Source organism: Nostoc sp. (genome assembly GCF_036917975.1).
Taxonomy (GTDB): Bacteria; Cyanobacteriota; Cyanobacteriia; order Cyanobacteriales; family Nostocaceae; genus Nostoc.
In genome coordinates, this window is the sequence record NZ_JBALEJ010000071.1 from 32,215 (window position 1) to 50,800 (window position 18,586).

Below are 18,586 nucleotides of genomic sequence, written 5' to 3' on the forward strand. Positions count from 1 at the left end.
GATGAGCAACGCTTTAGCTATTGCGGCTGTCACAATTACATTGCGTCACTTGCTCCAGCAAAGGTTTGATGTTGAGAGTTCGGGGGGAATCACTGTGACGACACGACCATTGGATAAAGTACGAGATAATACTGTTAGTAGTGGCGATCAAGTTAATTTATTTCTCTACGATACTCAAATAAACCCAGCTTGGCGGAATATGGATATTCCTTCTCAAGTGAAGCCTGGTGAAACAGGACACCAGCTTTTGCCGTTGAACCTCTACTACCTACTGACTGCTTACGCCCAAAATGATGACTTTCCAGAACCTACTAGTCATCGGTTGTTGGGTGTGGCGATGAGTGTTTTTAATGACCATCCTATGATTACTTCTGCGGATATTAGGGCAGCTTTGCCTACTACCGATCCTCAAGAGTACGACCTTGACTTACAAGAAGAACAGTTGCGAATTGATTATCAACCGCTATCTGTGGAAGAGGTGTTTAATCTCTGGTCAACTTTTCAAGTACCCTATCGAGTTTCTGCTGCTTATGAAGTGTCAGTAGTGCTGATTGAGAGTAGCTTACCTGCAAAAACTCCGCTACCAATTATCAAGCGTCAGTCTAGCGATCGCGGCTCAATTCTGCAATCAAACCTATCGTCACCCTTACCCACATTAGTTTCTCTGCAATTACCTAACCAGCAAGCTAGCGCCAGATTGGGCGATATTCTGATTCTTAATGGTTTTCACTTAGATGCTGAAAATCTAGTTATATCTTTGACAAATATTCGTTTAGAAATTTCTCTGGAATTATCACCTTTAGCAGAGAGGACGGCAACGGATATTACAGTTCAATTACCTGATGAGCCTGTAAACTGGGCGGCGGGTTTTTATACCGTGGTAGTCAAAGTAACGCGGACTAACGAACCAAGTCGGACTACCAATGAATTATCTTTTGCCTTAGCACCAAAAATCTTAGATATTATACCACGACAAGCAACAGCAGACGCTAATGGCGAAGTAACCCTCACTCTGATTTTAAGCCCTCAAGTGCGACCAAGACAGAGAGTGGCGTTATTATTAGGCGATCGCGAAGTGCTGGCTCAACCACATCCAACTCAAACAGATAGGCTGGAGTTTCGGATTGCAGGTGTTACACCGGGTGAGTATTTTGTACGAGTGCGGATTGATGGAGTAGATAGTTTGCTGGTGGATCGCACAGTGACACCGCCTGTTTTCGACCAGAATCAGAAGGTGGTGATTTTATGAACAACCTCGATTCTTGGAGAGCAAACAATGAAGAATACCTAGCAAATGAACTGGCTTGGCTACGCTGGCGTTTGTCTGAGTTTGCACAGTTACCTGATATTGAAAAGCCTAAAGTCACAGAAATGGCAATAGTGGAAGGGATGAATCCACCCCCAGCGCTGCTTCTCTTAGGCCAAAAGTTAGATTTATCTGACTTTGAACAACAGGTCTTGCTGTTATGCATTGCAATGGAATTAGATCCAGGTATAGCGCGTCTTTGCGCCAAAGCTTCAGATAATTCTCACCAGCCTTATCCTACCTTTGCCTTAGCTTTATCATTATTCGATGAACCTACTTGGGATGCCCTTTGTTGGGAACGCCCTTTGCGTTACTGGCGATTAATTGAAATTCATCAGTCAGGAGTTCAACCACTGACTACGAGTGGTTTACGGGTAGATGAACGTATATTAAATTATGTTAAAGGATTAAATTCTTTAGACGATCGCTTGGTATCATTACTGATGCCGATGGAAACAGCAGAATGGAATGTAAAATTACCCCCATCTCAAAACGCTGTTGTCGAAACAATTATTCAGCAACTGCACCAAACGCATAGAGAACAACGTTTACCTATTATTCAGCTGGTGGGGGCAGATTCCCTCAGCAAGCAACTAATAGCCCAACATGTAGCAGCCCAACTAGATAAATATGTCTATCGTTTGTCAGTGGAATTATTGCCCACTCAGGCGGGAGAATTAGAGACAATTGCTCGTTTGTGGCATCGAGAAAGCTTGCTATTGCCGCTGGCGCTGTATTTAGATGCCCAAGAGGTTGACGGTAAACCGACTACAGAAGGACAAGCACTTCCCTTGCATCGGTTTCTTACCCGCAGTGGTGGTCTACTTTTCCTTAGCACTCGTGAAGTTAGGCAATTGGGTCTGCCGACAATTGTCGTAGATGTTGAAAAGCCAACACTCAGGGAACAAAAAGCAACTTGGACTGAGGCATTAGGAGGAGTAGCAGATACTAGTCCGCAGCTTCTAGCGACTCAGTTTAACCTCAATTTAGTCAAGATTGAGCAGATTGCCCAGCAAGTGGTGGGGGAAATGCCGTCGCAGGAAGAAGACCTAACCCCCCCAGCCCCCCTTCCCTACAAGGGAAGGGGGGAGGAGGACTCCCCTCTCCTTGTAGGAGAGGGGTTGGGGGAGAGGTTCAACGAATCGGCTTGGAGAAAAATCTTGCGTGACAGGTTGTGGTCAGCTTGTCTTGCTAGTACTCGTCCGCAGTTAGATACTTTAGCTCAACGCCTCGACCCGAAAGCAACTTGGGATAATATTGTCCTACCAGCAGAAGAGACAAACTTGCTGCATCAAATTACTGACCAAATCCGGCAGCGCAGTCTAGTTTATCAAAAGTGGGGTTTTCACAACCGCATGAATCGGGGTATGGGGATCAGTACCTTGTTTGCGGGGGAAAGCGGCACAGGGAAGACGATGGCGGCGGAGGTGATAGCTAATGATTTGCAGCTAAATCTTTACCGGATTGATCTTTCATCTGTGGTCAACAAATATATAGGAGAAACCGAGAAAAACTTGCGGCGTTTATTTGATGCGGCGGAAGATGGGGGCGCGATTCTGTTTTTTGATGAAGCGGATGCTTTGTTTGGCAAACGTTCTGAAGTGAAGGATAGCCATGACCGCCACGCCAATATTGAAGTAAATTACCTGTTGCAGCGATTGGAAGCTTATCGCGGTTTGGCAATTTTGGCAACGAATCTCAAGAGTTCTTTAGATCATGCTTTTATGCGTCGCTTGCGGTTTATTGTGAATTTTCCCTTTCCGGGTGTGGCTGAACGTCAGGTGATGTGGCAAAAGGTGTTTCCACCAGAGACACCAACACAGGATTTAGATTTTAACCGTTTGGCACGTTTGAATTTGGCTGGGGGTAGTATTCATAATATTGCTTTGAATGCGGCGTTTCTGGCTGCTGGGGCTGGTACGTCGGTGACGATGCAGTTGGTGTTAACGGCGGCGCGGACTGAGTTTCGCAAGTTGGATCGACCAGTGAATGAGGCGGATTTTCGGATTCTAGTAGCTACGGGGGTAAGGGGATGAATATCAACATTGATATAGAAAAGCTGGTTTTAGAGGGGATGTCTATTTCTCCCAGTCAAGCGCGGTTATTGCAAGCAGAGGTAGAGAGTGAATTGGCGAAGTTGCTGGCTAATAAAGGTTTACCAGACAACTTGCTCTCAGGTGGGGTAGTACCTGGTGGTGAAATTCAGCTAAAGCCTGGAATTAACTCTACCCAAATGGGGCAACAAATTGCACAAGAAATAGTTATCAAAATATTAGGAAAAAAATCATGAGTAGACCAGACGTAAAATGGATTCCTGCAAGCCCTCAAAATCAGACTGATTACCGCGAATCGACAATTGATTCTATTGTGTGTCACAACACCGACTGTTCATTGCAAGCTGCTATAGCCACATTCCAAGACCCTAAAGCGCAAGTTTCTGCACACTACATTGTTGCTCGTGACGGTACATGCATCCAAATGGTGTTAGAAGATCATACCGCTTGGCACGCAGGTGACAGAGCTATGAATCATCGTTCTATCGGAATCGAACACGTTGCTGACAAAAATAATTTAGGTATGACACAAGAGCAACAACAGTGTTCGTTGAATCTCATTGGATATTTGGTGGATAAATACAAAATTCAAAAGTCTCATATTTATACGCACCGTACAGTAGATACAATCGCTGGCGGAACTGATTGTCCCAAATGGATTTGGCCTGATGAAGCATCGTTTGAAAAGTTTAAAGAGACAATAGCATGACACTTGACGAGACATTTCTTAAGCGACTGAGCAGCACAATGAAGGGTATGTTGAATATTGAGGAATGAAATCATGACTAGTAAAAGAATTGCCCAAACTAATCAGCAGCAAAAAAGTGAGACATCCGAGGCGAGTGGAATTTTACAACGTGCTGCTGTTCGTTCTGTTTCGGATGCAGAGGTGCAATCAACAGATGATTTAGAAGTACAGCCATTATTAAGTAATTCGGCTTTTTCCAAAGACTTTAGCCGAGTGCCTATCAGCACGACTAGACCACAGCCAATACAGGCAAAGTTGACGATTGGGGAGCCAGGGGACAAGTATGAGCAGGAAGCAGATCGCGTGGCATCCCAGGTGGTACAACAGATAAATACACCATCTGTGGCACAGTCAACTCAAGGAAAGTCGCGACAGCGTCAGGATGCAGAGGAAGAGGAAATCCAGACTAAACCGAGTATTTCTGTCCTACAGAGGTCGTCTTTACTTACCCAGGTACAGCTAGAAGCGATACCGGGCGATCAGGAACTACAAGCTAAGTCAATTCTACACGGTCGGGATGCCAGAGGAGCCGGGGAAGCTTCAACGGATGTGGAATCAGGCATAAACAGAGCAAGGGGTGGTGGACAACCTTTAGATGCAGGTCTGCAACAGTCAATCGGGCAGGCGATGGGGGCGGATTTTAGTGGGGTGAAAGTACATACAGATACACAGGCTGACCAGTTAAATCAATCGATACAAGCGAGGGCGTTTACGACGGGGCAGGATGTGTTCTTTCGGCAGGGGGAATATAATCCTGGGAGTCGAGGGGGGCAGGAGTTGATTGCCCATGAGTTGACTCATGTGGTGCAACAGAATGGTCAATCGGTGCGGCGTTCGCCAGCAATCCAACGACAACCATCGGAGAACGCCGCACCAGAATACGATGGGGAGCTTGGATCTAATCCAACTTTATACTTTCAAATAGACGCTCATGGAAATTATAAATACAAAGTCAAAACAGGAAATCCGGGCAATGAGTGGTTTAGAGTAGAGCAATTCTGCTCTTATTTAGCCACGCACTGGCTAACTAGCGGACATGAATCTGGTGGGCTAAGGTTTACCGACCTTAGCACTAACGATCGGCAAAAAGCAGTAAATGCTCTAATAAAATGGAGTTCTTCTGGAGGATTAAAAGCCCAGCAAACTTATGCTAAGGAGCAAATCAATGGCACAGCCAAAGAAAAAAATACGGTACAAAAAGAGATAAAATCAAATAAATATTCCAAAGATACACGCATCTGGTTTGGGACTGATCTTCATGCAGAAGCTGCTGTAGTAATTAAATCCGGAGTATACCGAGTCTACGATCCAAATACCGGGAAAACGCAAAAGATGTCTTCACAGGAATTTCTAGGATACGTCTCGACTAGAAACGCATTTGTTGTAGAGGAAAAGCCGAGTTCAACGGAAACCGAGTCATGCTGTACTATTATATAAATATTAGTGCGATCCCCTGATCTTGTAGGGTGCGTTAACGAAGTGCGATCGCTGCTCTTGTAGGATGCGTTAACGCAAAGTACGGCACCACCTTTATGTAAAGTATGTTATTGGAAGGGTAGGCCAGGGACGATCGCTACTAATTCATTACCTCAAGATGAATGATGAACAACGCTGGCAAATTACGGCGATCGCTCTTGTAAGGAACGCAAGTAATAGCTTAACCGCCACTATCACAATTAACAGTTACGGCAATTGAAGAGTGCGATCGCCCCATCTTCCAAACTCTTGTAGGGAGACTGTAAAAAGGTAATGCGATCGCTCATGTATGAAAGTTGATAAACGTGCGATCGCGCCATTAATTGCGGGTTCAACCTGACCTGAAAGCGATCGCCCACGCATAAATATTGATGAATGTGCGATCGCGCCATTATTTACTCATTCAACCTGACTTAAAAGCGATCGCCCCATCTAGTAACGACATTCTTAAAAGTTTAAAAGTCAACAGATGTGAGTGAAAGTCCAGAATAATGCTCATTAAAAAACCTGGCCAGAGACTCAGCTTCAGATTGACTAATTTTCCGTTCACCATTAACTACTTTCCTAACAATATCAACAGAGCCAAAAACCCCGACTAAAGAAGTTGGCTCCACATCAAACTCATGCATCAGGGATTCCAAAGTAGCCACAGGTTTTGATTCACCCATAGGATAATGACATGATTCGTAATTCTCAATCAGAAGAACCAACAATTCAAAAAGTGCAGTTTCAGCCTCTGTCAACTCACCAGACATCATGCTCTCTACTAATGTTAAAGCTCTGTTATACTCCTGTTCTGTTTTAATTGGCTTAGGCTGATACTGGATCAGTAACTCAGTGTAGGTTTGTTGACTAGAAGTAGGGGTCATCTTTCCACCTTTCTTTATCGTATTCAGGATGGGTAAGAACGTATTTAATAAAAACTGTCTGGCTGGAATATCTAATGTCTACAATCAAACGATAGTTATTGCCTTTGATGTTAAACACTGTAAAGTTACCAACCGCTTCTGCCTTTGGATATCTTTTCTGAACATCCACTAAATTAGACCAGTTTGCTTTAGAGGTAAACTTGTACCAATCATTAAGAGCATCTTCAGAATCAGCGTGTTGAACCCAGAATTCCCGCAATTTTACTTTGCTGATTACGTGCATTCCTCAAGTTAGAAATTTATGCTAATCATAGCATTGATTGAGAGTCACGCCAGGGGAATAGGGCGATCGCAGTAGTTCTACAAAGTACGTAACAGATTCTACAAAGACTTTTATTTGATCACCAAAAACCCATGTTAGACTTTATTCTCATCACAGGCGATCAAGCCATATTCAACCTCATCTTTGGCAAAGCAATAGTTGTAGTACGTCCTGGTATCTTAACTGGTACTGGGAGAGCTACAGTTAACAAAAAGACTATTTGTATCGATGGCGACGAGAAAAAAGTCATTGTTCCTGGTTGTCCTTACACAAGTCCGCCCTTTGTCATCCCAGGTATGGGAATACTTTCTATTCAATCCTTAGCAGCTAATCAAAAATCCAAAAAAGTTAAATCTAAGGGAAAAGTAGTATTGCTCAAAGGTAATACATTCAAAGCAAAATTTCAGGTAATGGTTCCAGCTACCCAACCAACAATACCACCAGAACCAGACACCACTCTCCAATATTCCGGCACGGGAACCTTTATGACTAATAATTTTAGAGCCAAAGCAACTTGACAAAGCTTAGTAGATATGCAGTGTATTGTACTCCTATTTAGATTGCGATCGCCAATCTTATTGTTTACATTAATCTATGCAATTCCCCAAATTAGTACCAGAAAACACAAATAAATTAGGAATATTTTTATGTCCCACTTTCCTGGTGCGCCACGTTTATTAAAAGGAACGATTGCCATCCTTGATGCTGTTACCTTTTTCCCCAAAGGATTGATTATACTGCAATACAATCCCGAAACACTCAGACGCACTTTACAGGTAAGAGGTGCGGGTTCTGAAGGAAGCGATCGCCTAGAAGCTTTGCGTCTAGTTGCACCACCGCTAGAGACTATTCAACTAGACGCAGAAATTGATGCTACAGATCAACTGGAGTTTCCTACAAAAAATCCAGATACAGTGTTGTTTGGCATATACCCTCAATTAGCAGCCCTAGAAACCCTGATCTATCCTAAAAGCAGCCAAATTCAGACAAACAATCAACTCGCCCGCACAGGTGTTTTAGAAATCTTACCAAATGAGGCGGATTTAAGTGTATTTATATGGAGCTTAAATCGTGTAATGCCAGTACGCCTCTCTGAGTTCAGCATTACCGAAGAAGCATTCGATTCTAAACTAAATCCCATTCGTGCCAAAGTCAGTTTAGGTATGCAAGTATTAAGCACAAATGATTTGAGATTTGACCATAAAGGCAGCAGCTTGTTCAGAGTCTATCACAAGCAAAAAGAGCTTCTAGCTAAAGTAAACACGGCTGCGATTGTTATCAAGACAGTTGCTTCTTTCTTATAAAATTGGCTATCTTTAATCATGAATTATTTCATCTGTAAGTTTCTTAAAAATATCTCGGTAAATATAGGTTTTTAGTTGTAAAATAAAAAAGAGTAAAATGTTTACTGAAAGCAGTCGTTACTACGATATAGAAATTGCCAAGTGGCAAACAACATCAAATCAAACTATCAGTTACCTCAGACGCAGATTTTTACCTTCATCACAAAGGTTTGAAATTCTTCAAGAACATCAAGTCAGCGAAGGCGATCGCCTAGATAATATCACTGCAAGTTATCTGCATGACCCGGAAGTTTTTTGGCATTTATGCGATGCTAACAACGCTATGCACCCTGATGAATTGACTGCCCAAATTGGTCGGCGACTACGTATTCCTCTGATCTAAAAAGGTTAACTTATGCCTGACTCAGATATTCGTCTAAAACTCATGATTGGTAGCACCATACCAATACCTGCGCCTTATGAAGTAATAGACGCGCTAATAGACTTAGAAGTGACTCAACAAGACCGCGATCGCAGTGCCTTTCAAATGACCTTTAGTCTTAGTAAAGAACTAAAAAACTTTTCAGATTATTGGTTACTTCAAAAAGATATTTTGAATCCTCCCAATCGAGTTGTTATTCAAATCATAGTTAATGTAAAAGTCGGTGTAAGCCGTAGTCTTCAAAGCCCTATATTAATTGACGGCATTATTACCGATCATCAAATTGCCCCAAGTAATCAACCAGGGGAATCAAGGCTAATAGTTACTGGTGAAGATATTAGTCTTATGCTCGATCTGGAAGATAAAAATGAAACCTACCTAAACTTATCTGATTCTCAAATTGTTAAGCAAATTTTACAAAAATATAAAGTTAAATATGGGCTGACATTAGATGTACAAGATACTACTAGAGATTTTTCACCCAAAAAAGAAGAACAAATTACCACTCAGCAAAGTACAGACTTACAGTTTATTCAGAAACTAGCTCTACGTAATAGTTTTATTTTTGAAATCAAGCCCGATAAAACTCCTGGAAAAAATATTGCTTATTGGGGTGAGGAAAAAAAGAAAATTACTCCTTGTCAACCAGCATTATCAATGAATATGGGGGCGTTTACCAATGTAAATTCATCTATAAGTTTCAACTTTAATGCTCTAGAATCTATTAAACCTCAAGCATCAATTAGCGATGAAAAAACTGGAACATCAATTTCGATTCAGGTTCCTAAATCGCCTGGTCAAGCTTTAGCTAACAAGCCTGCTAAATCATTACGAACAGAAGTGCTACGTTGCACCAATAAACTTGAAAAAATCCTGGCTCAAAAGGAAACCGAATTATTGGCTAGCCGTTCGCAGGAAAATGCCGTAACTGCTAGTGGGGAAATAGATACTGTTCGCTATGGTTATGTCTTAGAAGTGCGTCAATTGGTGGGAGTGCGGGGTGTGGGAAAAACTTACGGCGGTTATTACTACGTCAAACAAGTAACGCATCGCATTAAGCGTGGCGAATATAAACAAAGTTTTACCTTGAAACGTGAGGGACAAGGTGCAACAATTCAGATGTTAAAAATATGAACCAATTAAAACTTGATAATTGTGGAAGTATTAATCAACAAAAACCTTCTTTTTACGGCAAATACCGAGGCGTAATATCTGACAATAACGACCCCTGGAAGATTGGTCGCGTACAAGCAAAAGTGCAAGAAATTTTTGGCAACAATCCTAGCGGTTGGGCATTACCCTGCGTTCCCTATGCTGGACAAGGAGTTGGGTTATTCCTCATTCCACCCAAAGGTGCTTTAGTGTGGATTGAGTTTGAAAACGGAGATCCTGACTACCCAATTTGGAGTGGCTGCTTTTGGGCAGATGAAAAGGTTCCAAACATAGTACCCACTAATCCTTATGACCCAGAAATCAAGGTACTTAAAACAGATATTGGCAAGATTGAAATCAATGATAAACAAGGTAAGCAAAGCATAACTATTGAAGCCAAAATCGGCAAGCAAATTATGACAATAGTGATGAATAGTTCGGGAATTGAAATCAACAACGGAAACAATGCCACTGTGAATCTGAATGGTAATAAGGTATCGATTAACAACTTTGATTTGGAGGTAACTTAATGCCAGAATATCTCGTAAATCTGCCCAGGCAAAGAAATGTCACCAACATCTATTTTCCCTTCCATTTCGATATAAACTATCACACCGCCAGCACCAGCGATGAAAATCAACACATCCGCGATTTAATTGAACAACTACTGTTTACTACTCCCGGCGAACGAGTCAACCGCCCAGATTTCGGCAGTGGTGTATTGTCTTTAATTTTTGCACCCAATAGCCCGGAACTAGCAAAAGCTATGGAAATTACTATTCAAGCATCTATTGAGCAATGGTTGGGCGATTTAATCGATCTGCAAACTTTGGAAGTAACAAGCGTTGATTCCAGTCTTTACATAGTGGTGGAGTATTTGGTGCAAAGTTCTGGGGAGACACAAACAGCTACTTTTAGGACGACAGTGCCATGAATAGCCACACCTTAACTTACCAAAACGAACAGCGCCGCCAAGAAATTCGTAGGCAAAGAAAAAACGGGCTAGATTATGTAGAAGTTAGCGATGATTTGCGATCGCTATATGTCTATTTTTTAGGTTCGGTACCAGAAGACTTAAAAAAAGAGAATCTCCTGATTAAAGGCGGCCAGCGCATCCGCCATCTTCATGTGACTAATTTACAGGTAGAAAGTCCTCAAAATTGTGAGAGTTACTTAACAGTTAATCTTGACCAAACTGGCGATTTCTCTGTGTATACTTTGCGCTTGGTGTCGTTGGATGAACAGGGCAAACCCACAAAACCATATCCCAATTTTGACCCGCGCTACTCCCAAGTAGAATTTAAATTCCGAGATGGTATCTGTAACACTGACATGGATTGCTTGCAACAGCAAACTTGTCCGCCAACACAACTAGTTGAACCAGCTATCAACTATTTGGCGAAAGATTATGCTAGTTTTTGTCAGTTGATTTTAGATCGCCTCTCCCTAGTGATGCCGGATTGGGAAGAACGTCATGTTCCCGATTTAGGAATTACTTTAGTGGAAGTCCTCGCTTATGTTGGCGATTATCTCAGCTACTATCAGGATGCTGTAGCCACCGAAGCTTATCTAGAAACTGCCCGTCAACGGATTTCTGTTCGCCGTCATGCCCGTTTGATCGATTATCCCATGCATGAAGGCTGTAATGCACGTACTTGGTTATGGCTGAAGACAAGTATTGATATTTCCCTGGAACCAAAAAATTTCTACTTTATTACTAGTTATAAAAACGCGCCTCACCTTGGCACTATCCTGGAACATCATCGCCACCTAGATGATGTTCCTCCTAGCAGTTATGAAGTTTTTGAACCGCTAACGTCACTACCGATTCATCTTTACAATGCTCACAACAAAATCCTATTTTATACTTGGGGCGATGACTGCGACGGGCTTTGCCAACGCTCTTGCTGCCTCCCCCGTGGTTCTACAACCGCTACATTAGTCGATGAGTATATAAATCCCATACAGCCAGAGAAGGCAAATTCTTCTAATTCTCAATTACCCGAAGATCAGCGAAAATTGCACCTGAAAATTGGTGACATCCTCATTTTTGAAGAAATTAGAAGTCCAAAAACAGGCATCCCAGAAGATGCGGATATGAAACATCGCCATGCTGTACGCTTGACCAATATCAAAGCAAGTGTAGACGAACTTTACAATCAGCCAATTGTGGAAATCGAGTGGAGAGAAGAAGACGCATTGCCTTTTCCCCTTTGCATTTCGGCAATAGTACCACCAGACTGTCAGCTAGTTAATATTAGTGTTGCCAGAGGCAATGTAATTCTAGTCGATCATGGACGCACTATTGAACGGGAAGATTTAGAAACAGTACCAGGAAAAGAGATAATTCAGGAGTGCGAAGAAAAAGGCGAACCTATTATAGAAATTTTAGTAGTAGGCGATCGCTTCCGTCCTACCTTGCAAAAAACGCCTTTAACTTTCAGCCAACCTCTGTCTAGAAAAAACCTCACCCAAGATGCTAAAAGTCTCTTAATTCAAGACCCCCAGCAAGCATTACCCCAAATCCAACTTAGGAGTACTGGAAATCACTCTACTTGGACTCCCCAATACGACCTCATAGACAGCAACAACGAAGATCAACATTTTGTTGTGGAAATGGACAACGATGGACAAGCTCACTTGCGTTTTGGAGACGGTGAATTAGGAATCAAACCAGCGGCCAATACTCACTTTCAAGCAACTTACCGGGTAGGTAATGGACTTGCAGGTAATATTAGTGCTGAAGCGATTTCTTATATTGTTTTTCACAATGAACCAATTAGTGGTTCGACATTGCAGCCACACCAGCCCTTCCCCGCTCAAGGTGGGACAGCACCCGAACCTCTATCTCATGTGAAATTATATGCACCGCACCTATCTCACAAAAAATTAGAGCGTGCCATTACTGCTGATGACTACGCACAATTAGTAATGCAACATTTCCCAACAAAAGTTCAACAAGCAACAGCCACCTTACGCTGGACGGGCAGTGGGTATGAAGTCTGGGTGACAGTAGATCCCTTCAACAAAGAAACGGTAAATCGCAAATTACTGCAAAATATTACCACAGACCTAGAAAAATATCGTCGCATTGGTCATGATGTCATCGTTCAACGAGCAGCATACGTCTGTTTAGATATAGCGATGAGAGTTGATGTCAAATTTGACTATTTGCGCGGTCATGTCAAAGCTGCTTTACTGGATATTTTCAGTAACCGGATTTTACCTGATGGTCAGCGTGGTTTTTTCCATCCCGATAACTTGACTTTTGGGCAAAGAATTGCATTAAGTCAGATTGTAGCTCAAGCTTATAGTGTTCCAGGCGTTGAAAGTGTCTCTATAACTAAATTAGAACGTCTTTTTGCAGGTGACAATCACGAGATTGTAGCAGGTTTTTTACCCATTGGTTCTTCGGAAATTGCCCGACTCGACAACAACCCCAACTTTCCCGAAAACGGTAAATTTACACTCGATTTGCGAGGTGGCAGATGAAATTAAGTTGTAGCTGTAACTGTCATAACTATAAACCAAGCGATCGCTCCATCTGTGGTTGCTGTGAAGGTGCAGAAATTCTCACTCCCAGATCGGTAGCTAATCAACCTGGTTTGTATACCCTAGCTTATCGAGTTGGAACCCATGCAAGCTTTTACCAGACAATGAAAGCGCGTTTGGGTGATAGCAACTTTCCGTCACTCAAACATCTAAAAACCCGCGATCCTCAAGACCCGTCTCTAGCTCTACTAGATGCTTGGGCTACTGTCGCAGACGTTCTGACATTCTATCAGGAACGTATAGCCAATGAAGGTTATTTACGCACTGCCATTGAGCGACGTTCCTTAGTAGAATTAGCTCGATTAGTAGACTATGCACATAGTCCTGGTGTCAGTGCCAGCGTTTATTTAGCTTTTACTATAGAAGATGGTTACAGTCTAGAAATTCCAGATGGTCTAAGTAGCCAGAGTATACCTGATTCTAATGAATCCCCTGAATTTTTTGAAACATCAGAAACACTACAAGCTTATGCCCAGTTAAATCAAATGAAACCCCGGATGAGCCAACCGCAACAGGTTAGCTCAACAAATGCTGAAGAAATTAACCAACTTTATGTGGATAGCGTAAGCACGAATCTCAAATCTAACGATCTGCTTTTACTAATATTTAGTGATGCTAAAACCAAGCCAGTCATTCGCAGAGTTCAATTTCTTGAGCCTCAACCAGAGGAAAACCGGACAAAAGTTATATTACAACCATTACCAAAATTTACACAGCAATTAACTGGTGAGGTTTCGTCAGAAAATGACTCTTCAGCAAGTACAAAAGAACAAAGAATAAAACAATTAATCAAACCGCCATCAATACAACCTGCGAATGCTCTAGAAATGGAGCGGACAAAACAACAAATCTTCGCTCCCGGAAATATTGATATTAATTCACGATTAATTAATAATACTTTAAATCCTGCTTCAAACACAGCAATATATCAAATCTTAACCACTAATAAAGCTAATGATTCTAAGCAGTTAAGCCAAGTTGAGGTTCTAGGAATCAAAGCTGCACCTTTCGGACACGACGTACCTTTGAAACCGATTTTTGACCAGGAAGGGCGAATTGAGAAATACGAAGAATGGCAAATTGTAGACGTAAATGAGCTAACATCAAGTTCCTCTAGCACACTACCATCTGAATTACGAAATATCTTAGCATTAGATGCCCAATATGATGGAATTACACATGGTAGTTGGCTAGCAATTGAACGTGTAGATGTTAATGAAATTGGGGTTTATCAAGTCATAAAAGTTGAAAATATCTCGAAAATTGCCTATAGGATAGTAGGAAGAATTACACAACTAACTTTAGATAAAGCTTGGTTAAAAGAACAGGATATATCTTTAGATGTCATGCGTAAAACCACAGTGTATCTCAAGAGGGAAGATTTGAATTTGGTGGAAAAACCTGTCAATCTGAAAGATGCACCAAGCGATCAAAATTATATATCTAACCAGATGGAAATTGAACTAGACAATCTCTACGAAAATCTCCAATCTGGACGTTGGTTGATTATCTCCGGCGAACGCAGTGATATATCCGATGTCAACGGTGTGTGGGCTAGCGAAGTTGTCATGCTGTCCGGCGTGAGACAGGATGTTAGTAAGAATTTGCTCAATGACAAACCGCATACATTCCTCAGATTTGCTAGACCTTTAGCTTATGCTTACAAACGAGAGACTGTTACTATCTATGGCAACGTAGTCAAAGCCACTCATGGCGAGACTCATACTGAAATACTGGGCAGTGGTGATGGTACTAAAGCAAATCAACAATTTAAGCTATCACTACCGCCCCTTACCTATCTACCAGCACCTATCCCTAGTGGCGTTGCTAGCACCTTAGAAGTATATGTTAATGATGTCCGTTGGCAAAAAGTAGAAAATTTAATTGACTTAAGTCCAACAGACCACGCCTATATCACCCACACTGATAGTGATGGCAATACAACTATTATCTTTGGCAATGGCGAACATGGAGCGAGGTTGCCTAGTGGAATTGAAAATGTCAGAGCAGTTTACCGCAGTGGTATTGGCAAAAGTGGTAATGTTGCAGCAGAAAAAATCACGCAACTGGCAATGCAACCTCTAGGTTTGAGTGGCGTACTCAACCCAATAGCAGCAACAGGAGGCGCAGACCCAGAAAGCGATTATGAAATTCGCCGCAATGCACCCGTTGGCATAACATCTCTCAACCGCGCAGTTTCCGTGCAGGACTATGCCAATTTTGCCCGTACTTTTACTGGAATTGGCAAATCAAATGCTCAACGTCTTTCAAATGGTTCGGAGCAAATTCTGCACATTACCATCGCTGGGGCTGATGATATTTATATTGATAGAAATTCAGATTTATATCGTAGTTTTGTGCAAGCATTATACCAGTTTGGCGACCCCTATCAGTCACTAAAAATAGATATGCGGGAACTAATGCTGTTAATTATCAGTGCCAATGTGCGAATTTTAGCAAATTATCAATGGTCATCTGTAGCACAGGAAATTCGCACTGCTTTGTTCGATAAATTTAGCTTTGAAAATCAGGAACTAGGAGAAAATATTGTCCTCAGTGGAGTTATCAGCACGATTCAACAAGTACCTGGGGTAGACTACGTGGATGTAGATATTTTAGATAGCGTTTCCGAAACTGAAGCCCAAAATTCAGAAATTTTAAATGCAAAACTTCAAGAACTGGCAAAAGTAAGTATCACTCGTGGAAATGGACAAGCAAAACAATGGATTCCTGTAAACTTGGCTATTTTTGATTCAATAACAAACCAACTTTTTCCGGCTCAATTAGCTATTCTTAGCCCGAAAGTGCCAGACACACTAATTCTGAAGGAGTTGAAATCATGAGCAATTCCCCAGACCGTCTTTATGAACTCTTGCCAGCTGTTTACCGCATCCGTGATGCAGAACTTGGCTATCCCCTACGGGATTTATTACGTGTCATTGCCGAACAGGTAGATATTGTTGAAGCAGATATTACTCAACTCTATGAAAATTGGTTTATTGAAACTTGCCAGGATTGGGTAGTACCATACATTGGTGATTTAATTGGTTATCAAAGCGTTCAGAGTTCTGGTACAAATGCGATCAGCAATAAAATTCTAAATCCTCGTCGTGAAGTAGCAAATACTATTCGCTACCGACGGCGCAAAGGGACGCTAGCTTTATTGGAATCGCTGGTTGATAAAGTGGCTGGCTGGCCGGCACGAGTTGTAGAATTTCATCAGCTAGTTAGTAAAACACAACATATCAATCACCTGCATTCATCAACCTCAACAACAGTAAATCTGCATCAGGTCGATACAATTACAAAGTTAAATAACCCATTCGATGAATTAGCTCATACAGTAGATATTCGCCAGATTGCTTCACAATATCAACCTGGAAAATACAACACTCCGAATATTGGTATTTTTGTTTGGCGATTAAAACCTTATTCCATGACTCTGACACCAGCTTTTTGTTTGGAAGAAGTTAGCTCTAACTGCTACACCTTTAGCATTACAGGTAACGACACTCCGCTTTACACTCGCCCCCAACTAACAGCAGATGCAACCCAACTTGAGCGTGAATTAAACTTACCTCTTCCCATTCAACGACAAGTTTTGCAATCTCACAAAAGCGATTATTTTGACTCAAACCCAAATCCAGAAGAATTTACCAAAAGTTTGCAAGTCTGGAAAGGCGTTGGCTCAAAAGCGCAACCAATTTCTCCAGCGCAAATTATTATTGCCGATCTGGGCGATTGGAATTATCAACCAGAGCAAGACCACATAGCAGTTGACCCAGAATTAGGACGGATGATTTTTCCTATACGCCAATTACCAAAAAACGGTGTTTGGGTTTCTTATCATTACGGTTTTAGTGCTGATATTGGTGGTGGCGAATATGACCGAACTTTGTTAGATTCGGCGGCACATTTTTTACTTGATGTTGATGATATACTAGAACCAGCAAATTTTATCTTGCAACCGCAAAATGTTTCTGCATTATCCCGGTTTTTGCGATCGCAATTTTCCAGTGATACCCAAAGGCTTTTGGATGCCTACACCAGTCCTACTCCCGAACCAGCTTTAATTGCAGCTTTGCTCAGAGAGCTAAATCAACTACTTTTGGGTGAAAGTCTCTACGATGAACAGCGTTTTGCATCTATCACCTTGAGTGCAGAAACTAAACGTTTGGTTCAGCAAAATCTCTACGGTAAAGAACTGATTTGCTGTAATCGGTTGTTATTAGAAGAAGCTTTTCCATCTCAAATCAGAAAGCATTATGCTCATTACAGCGTCAGTCAAACTTCACAAGGGTATTATCAAACTATTACTGAAGCAATCTCACAGTGGCAGCGAGACAAACCCCATAATGCTGTGATTGAAATTATTGATAGTGGTGTTTATGTAGAACGAATTAATATTGAACTGGAACGAAATCAAAGTCTGCAATTACGTGCAGCTAACCGCAAGCGTCCGGTGATTCGCATTCTAGATTGGAGAACTTCTTTGGGTGATGCTTTAAATGTCACAGTAGAGTCAGGAAGTTGCTTTGTTCTCGATGGTTTATTGATTACTGGTCGAGGAGTGCATATAGAAAGTAATCCTACTCAATTTGCAGATTATCCTACCTCTGGCGTACAACAACCAACTGCGGTTATTATCCGTCATTCTACATTAGTACCGGGCTGGTCATTACATTGTGACTGCGAACCTCGACGTTCCAGCGAACCAACTTTGGAGTTATTTAATATCAATGGGTGTGTAACGATTAAACACAGTATCATTGGCTCGATTCAGGTTAACCAAGATGAGGTAGAGGCTGATCCTTTGCCTATACATATTAGCGATAGCATTATAGATGCTACCAGTATAGAAGGTGAAGCGATCGGTGCAGTGGGTTACTCTATAGCCCATGCGCGGTTAACTATTGCACGTTGCACAGTTTTTGGAAAGATTCAAGTACATACAATTGATTTAGCAGAAAACAGTATTTTTAAGGGCATAATATTCGTTGCTCGTCGCCAACAAGGTTGTATCCGTTTCTGCTACGTGATGCCTAACTCACGCACACCACGTCGGTATAATTGCCAGCCGGATTTAGTCGAGCAGATAGTTAGGCAAGAAACAGAACTACAGCCAGAACAAATAGAGGCGGAACAACTTATCGTTAGATACCGCGTACAACCTCAATTCAACAGTACACGCTATGGCACACCTACTTATTGTCAGTTAGCGTCAACCTGTGCTGAAGAAATCAAACGTGGCGCTGATGATGAATCAGAAATGGGTGCTTTTCACAATCTATATCAGCCTCAAAAAGAGGCTAACCTACGCATCCGTTTAGATGAATATACACCTGCTAATACTGAAATTGACATTATTTACGCTAGCTAAAG

The 18,586-nt window shown here is 41.8% G+C and carries 17 protein-coding genes; 14 read left to right on the forward strand and 3 right to left on the reverse strand.

Features of this window, described 5'->3' with window-relative positions:
* Position 1 precedes the first annotated feature (1 nt).
* The 5 genes from V7K76_RS25640 (at position 2) to V7K76_RS25660 (ending at position 5,545) form a co-directional block, all read left to right on the forward strand.
* Positions 2 to 1,249: a DUF4255 domain-containing protein gene (locus V7K76_RS25640; protein ID WP_334953878.1), complete on the forward strand. Its 1,248-nt coding sequence runs from the start codon at positions 2 to 4 to the stop codon at positions 1,247 to 1,249.
* Complete coding sequence (locus V7K76_RS25645) at positions 1,246 to 3,342, forward strand: ATP-binding protein (protein ID WP_335030187.1); 2,097 nt, start codon at positions 1,246 to 1,248, stop codon at positions 3,340 to 3,342. The genes V7K76_RS25640 and V7K76_RS25645 overlap by 4 nt, the downstream gene beginning before the upstream one ends.
* Complete coding sequence (locus tag V7K76_RS25650; protein ID WP_335030188.1) at positions 3,339 to 3,596, forward strand: hypothetical protein; 258 nt, start codon at positions 3,339 to 3,341, stop codon at positions 3,594 to 3,596. Before V7K76_RS25645 ends, V7K76_RS25650 begins: the two co-directional genes overlap by 4 nt.
* A complete protein-coding gene (locus V7K76_RS25655; RefSeq protein WP_335030189.1) occupies positions 3,593 to 4,069 on the forward strand; it encodes an N-acetylmuramoyl-L-alanine amidase in 477 nt (158 codons plus the stop codon). The genes V7K76_RS25650 and V7K76_RS25655 overlap by 4 nt, the downstream gene beginning before the upstream one ends.
* Positions 4,070 to 4,141: 72 nt before the next feature.
* Positions 4,142 to 5,545, forward strand: coding sequence for an eCIS core domain-containing protein (locus tag V7K76_RS25660; protein ID WP_335030190.1), 1,404 nt, complete (start codon positions 4,142 to 4,144; stop codon positions 5,543 to 5,545).
* 239 nt (positions 5,546 to 5,784) lie between these two features.
* Here the strand turns inward: V7K76_RS25660 and V7K76_RS25665 are convergent, their stop codons facing one another.
* From V7K76_RS25665 to V7K76_RS25675, 3 genes are all read right to left on the reverse strand, one after another.
* Positions 5,785 to 5,976 carry a hypothetical protein gene (locus V7K76_RS25665; RefSeq protein WP_334953882.1) on the reverse strand — a complete coding sequence of 64 codons (192 nt, stop codon included), beginning with the start codon at positions 5,974 to 5,976 and terminating at the stop codon, positions 5,785 to 5,787.
* Between the two features lie 63 nt (positions 5,977 to 6,039).
* On the reverse strand, positions 6,040 to 6,453 hold the full coding sequence (locus V7K76_RS25670; protein WP_334953883.1) for a helix-turn-helix domain-containing protein: 414 nt from the start codon (positions 6,451 to 6,453) through the stop codon (positions 6,040 to 6,042).
* Positions 6,437 to 6,736, reverse strand: coding sequence for a type II toxin-antitoxin system HigB family toxin (locus tag V7K76_RS25675; RefSeq protein ID WP_229491080.1), 300 nt, complete (start codon positions 6,734 to 6,736; stop codon positions 6,437 to 6,439). Before V7K76_RS25675 ends, V7K76_RS25670 begins: the two co-directional genes overlap by 17 nt.
* Before the next feature lie 131 nt (positions 6,737 to 6,867).
* On the opposite strand from V7K76_RS25675, the gene V7K76_RS25680 reads away from it, so the two are divergent.
* The 9 genes from V7K76_RS25680 (at position 6,868) to V7K76_RS25720 (ending at position 18,584) form a co-directional block, all read left to right on the forward strand.
* Positions 6,868 to 7,293, forward strand: a complete 426-nt coding sequence (locus tag V7K76_RS25680; protein ID WP_334953884.1) for a hypothetical protein — start codon at positions 6,868 to 6,870, stop codon at positions 7,291 to 7,293.
* Between the two features lie 129 nt (positions 7,294 to 7,422).
* The gene (locus V7K76_RS25685; RefSeq protein ID WP_334953885.1) at positions 7,423 to 8,079 is read left to right on the forward strand and encodes a hypothetical protein; all 657 of its coding nucleotides are present in this window, start codon (positions 7,423 to 7,425) and stop codon (positions 8,077 to 8,079) included.
* Positions 8,080 to 8,176: 97 nt separating this feature from the next.
* Entirely contained in the window at positions 8,177 to 8,461 is a 285-nt protein-coding gene (locus tag V7K76_RS25690; protein WP_334953886.1) for a LysM domain-containing protein, read from the forward strand.
* Between the two features lie 12 nt (positions 8,462 to 8,473).
* A complete protein-coding gene (locus V7K76_RS25695; RefSeq protein WP_334953887.1) occupies positions 8,474 to 9,634 on the forward strand; it encodes a hypothetical protein in 1,161 nt (386 codons plus the stop codon).
* Positions 9,631 to 10,182, forward strand: a complete 552-nt coding sequence (locus V7K76_RS25700) for a phage baseplate assembly protein V (RefSeq protein ID WP_334953888.1) — start codon at positions 9,631 to 9,633, stop codon at positions 10,180 to 10,182. Before V7K76_RS25695 ends, V7K76_RS25700 begins: the two co-directional genes overlap by 4 nt.
* Positions 10,182 to 10,586 carry a GPW/gp25 family protein gene (locus V7K76_RS25705; protein ID WP_334953889.1) on the forward strand — a complete coding sequence of 135 codons (405 nt, stop codon included), beginning with the start codon at positions 10,182 to 10,184 and terminating at the stop codon, positions 10,584 to 10,586. Before V7K76_RS25700 ends, V7K76_RS25705 begins: the two co-directional genes overlap by 1 nt.
* Positions 10,583 to 13,144 (forward strand): putative baseplate assembly protein, encoded by a 2,562-nt coding sequence (locus V7K76_RS25710; protein WP_334953890.1) that lies wholly within the window; start codon positions 10,583 to 10,585, stop codon positions 13,142 to 13,144. Before V7K76_RS25705 ends, V7K76_RS25710 begins: the two co-directional genes overlap by 4 nt.
* Complete coding sequence (locus V7K76_RS25715; protein WP_335030191.1) at positions 13,141 to 16,047, forward strand: putative baseplate assembly protein; 2,907 nt, start codon at positions 13,141 to 13,143, stop codon at positions 16,045 to 16,047. The genes V7K76_RS25710 and V7K76_RS25715 overlap by 4 nt, the downstream gene beginning before the upstream one ends.
* A complete protein-coding gene (locus V7K76_RS25720; RefSeq protein WP_334953892.1) occupies positions 16,044 to 18,584 on the forward strand; it encodes a hypothetical protein in 2,541 nt (846 codons plus the stop codon). The genes V7K76_RS25715 and V7K76_RS25720 overlap by 4 nt, the downstream gene beginning before the upstream one ends.
* Positions 18,585 to 18,586: the final 2 nt, after the last annotated feature.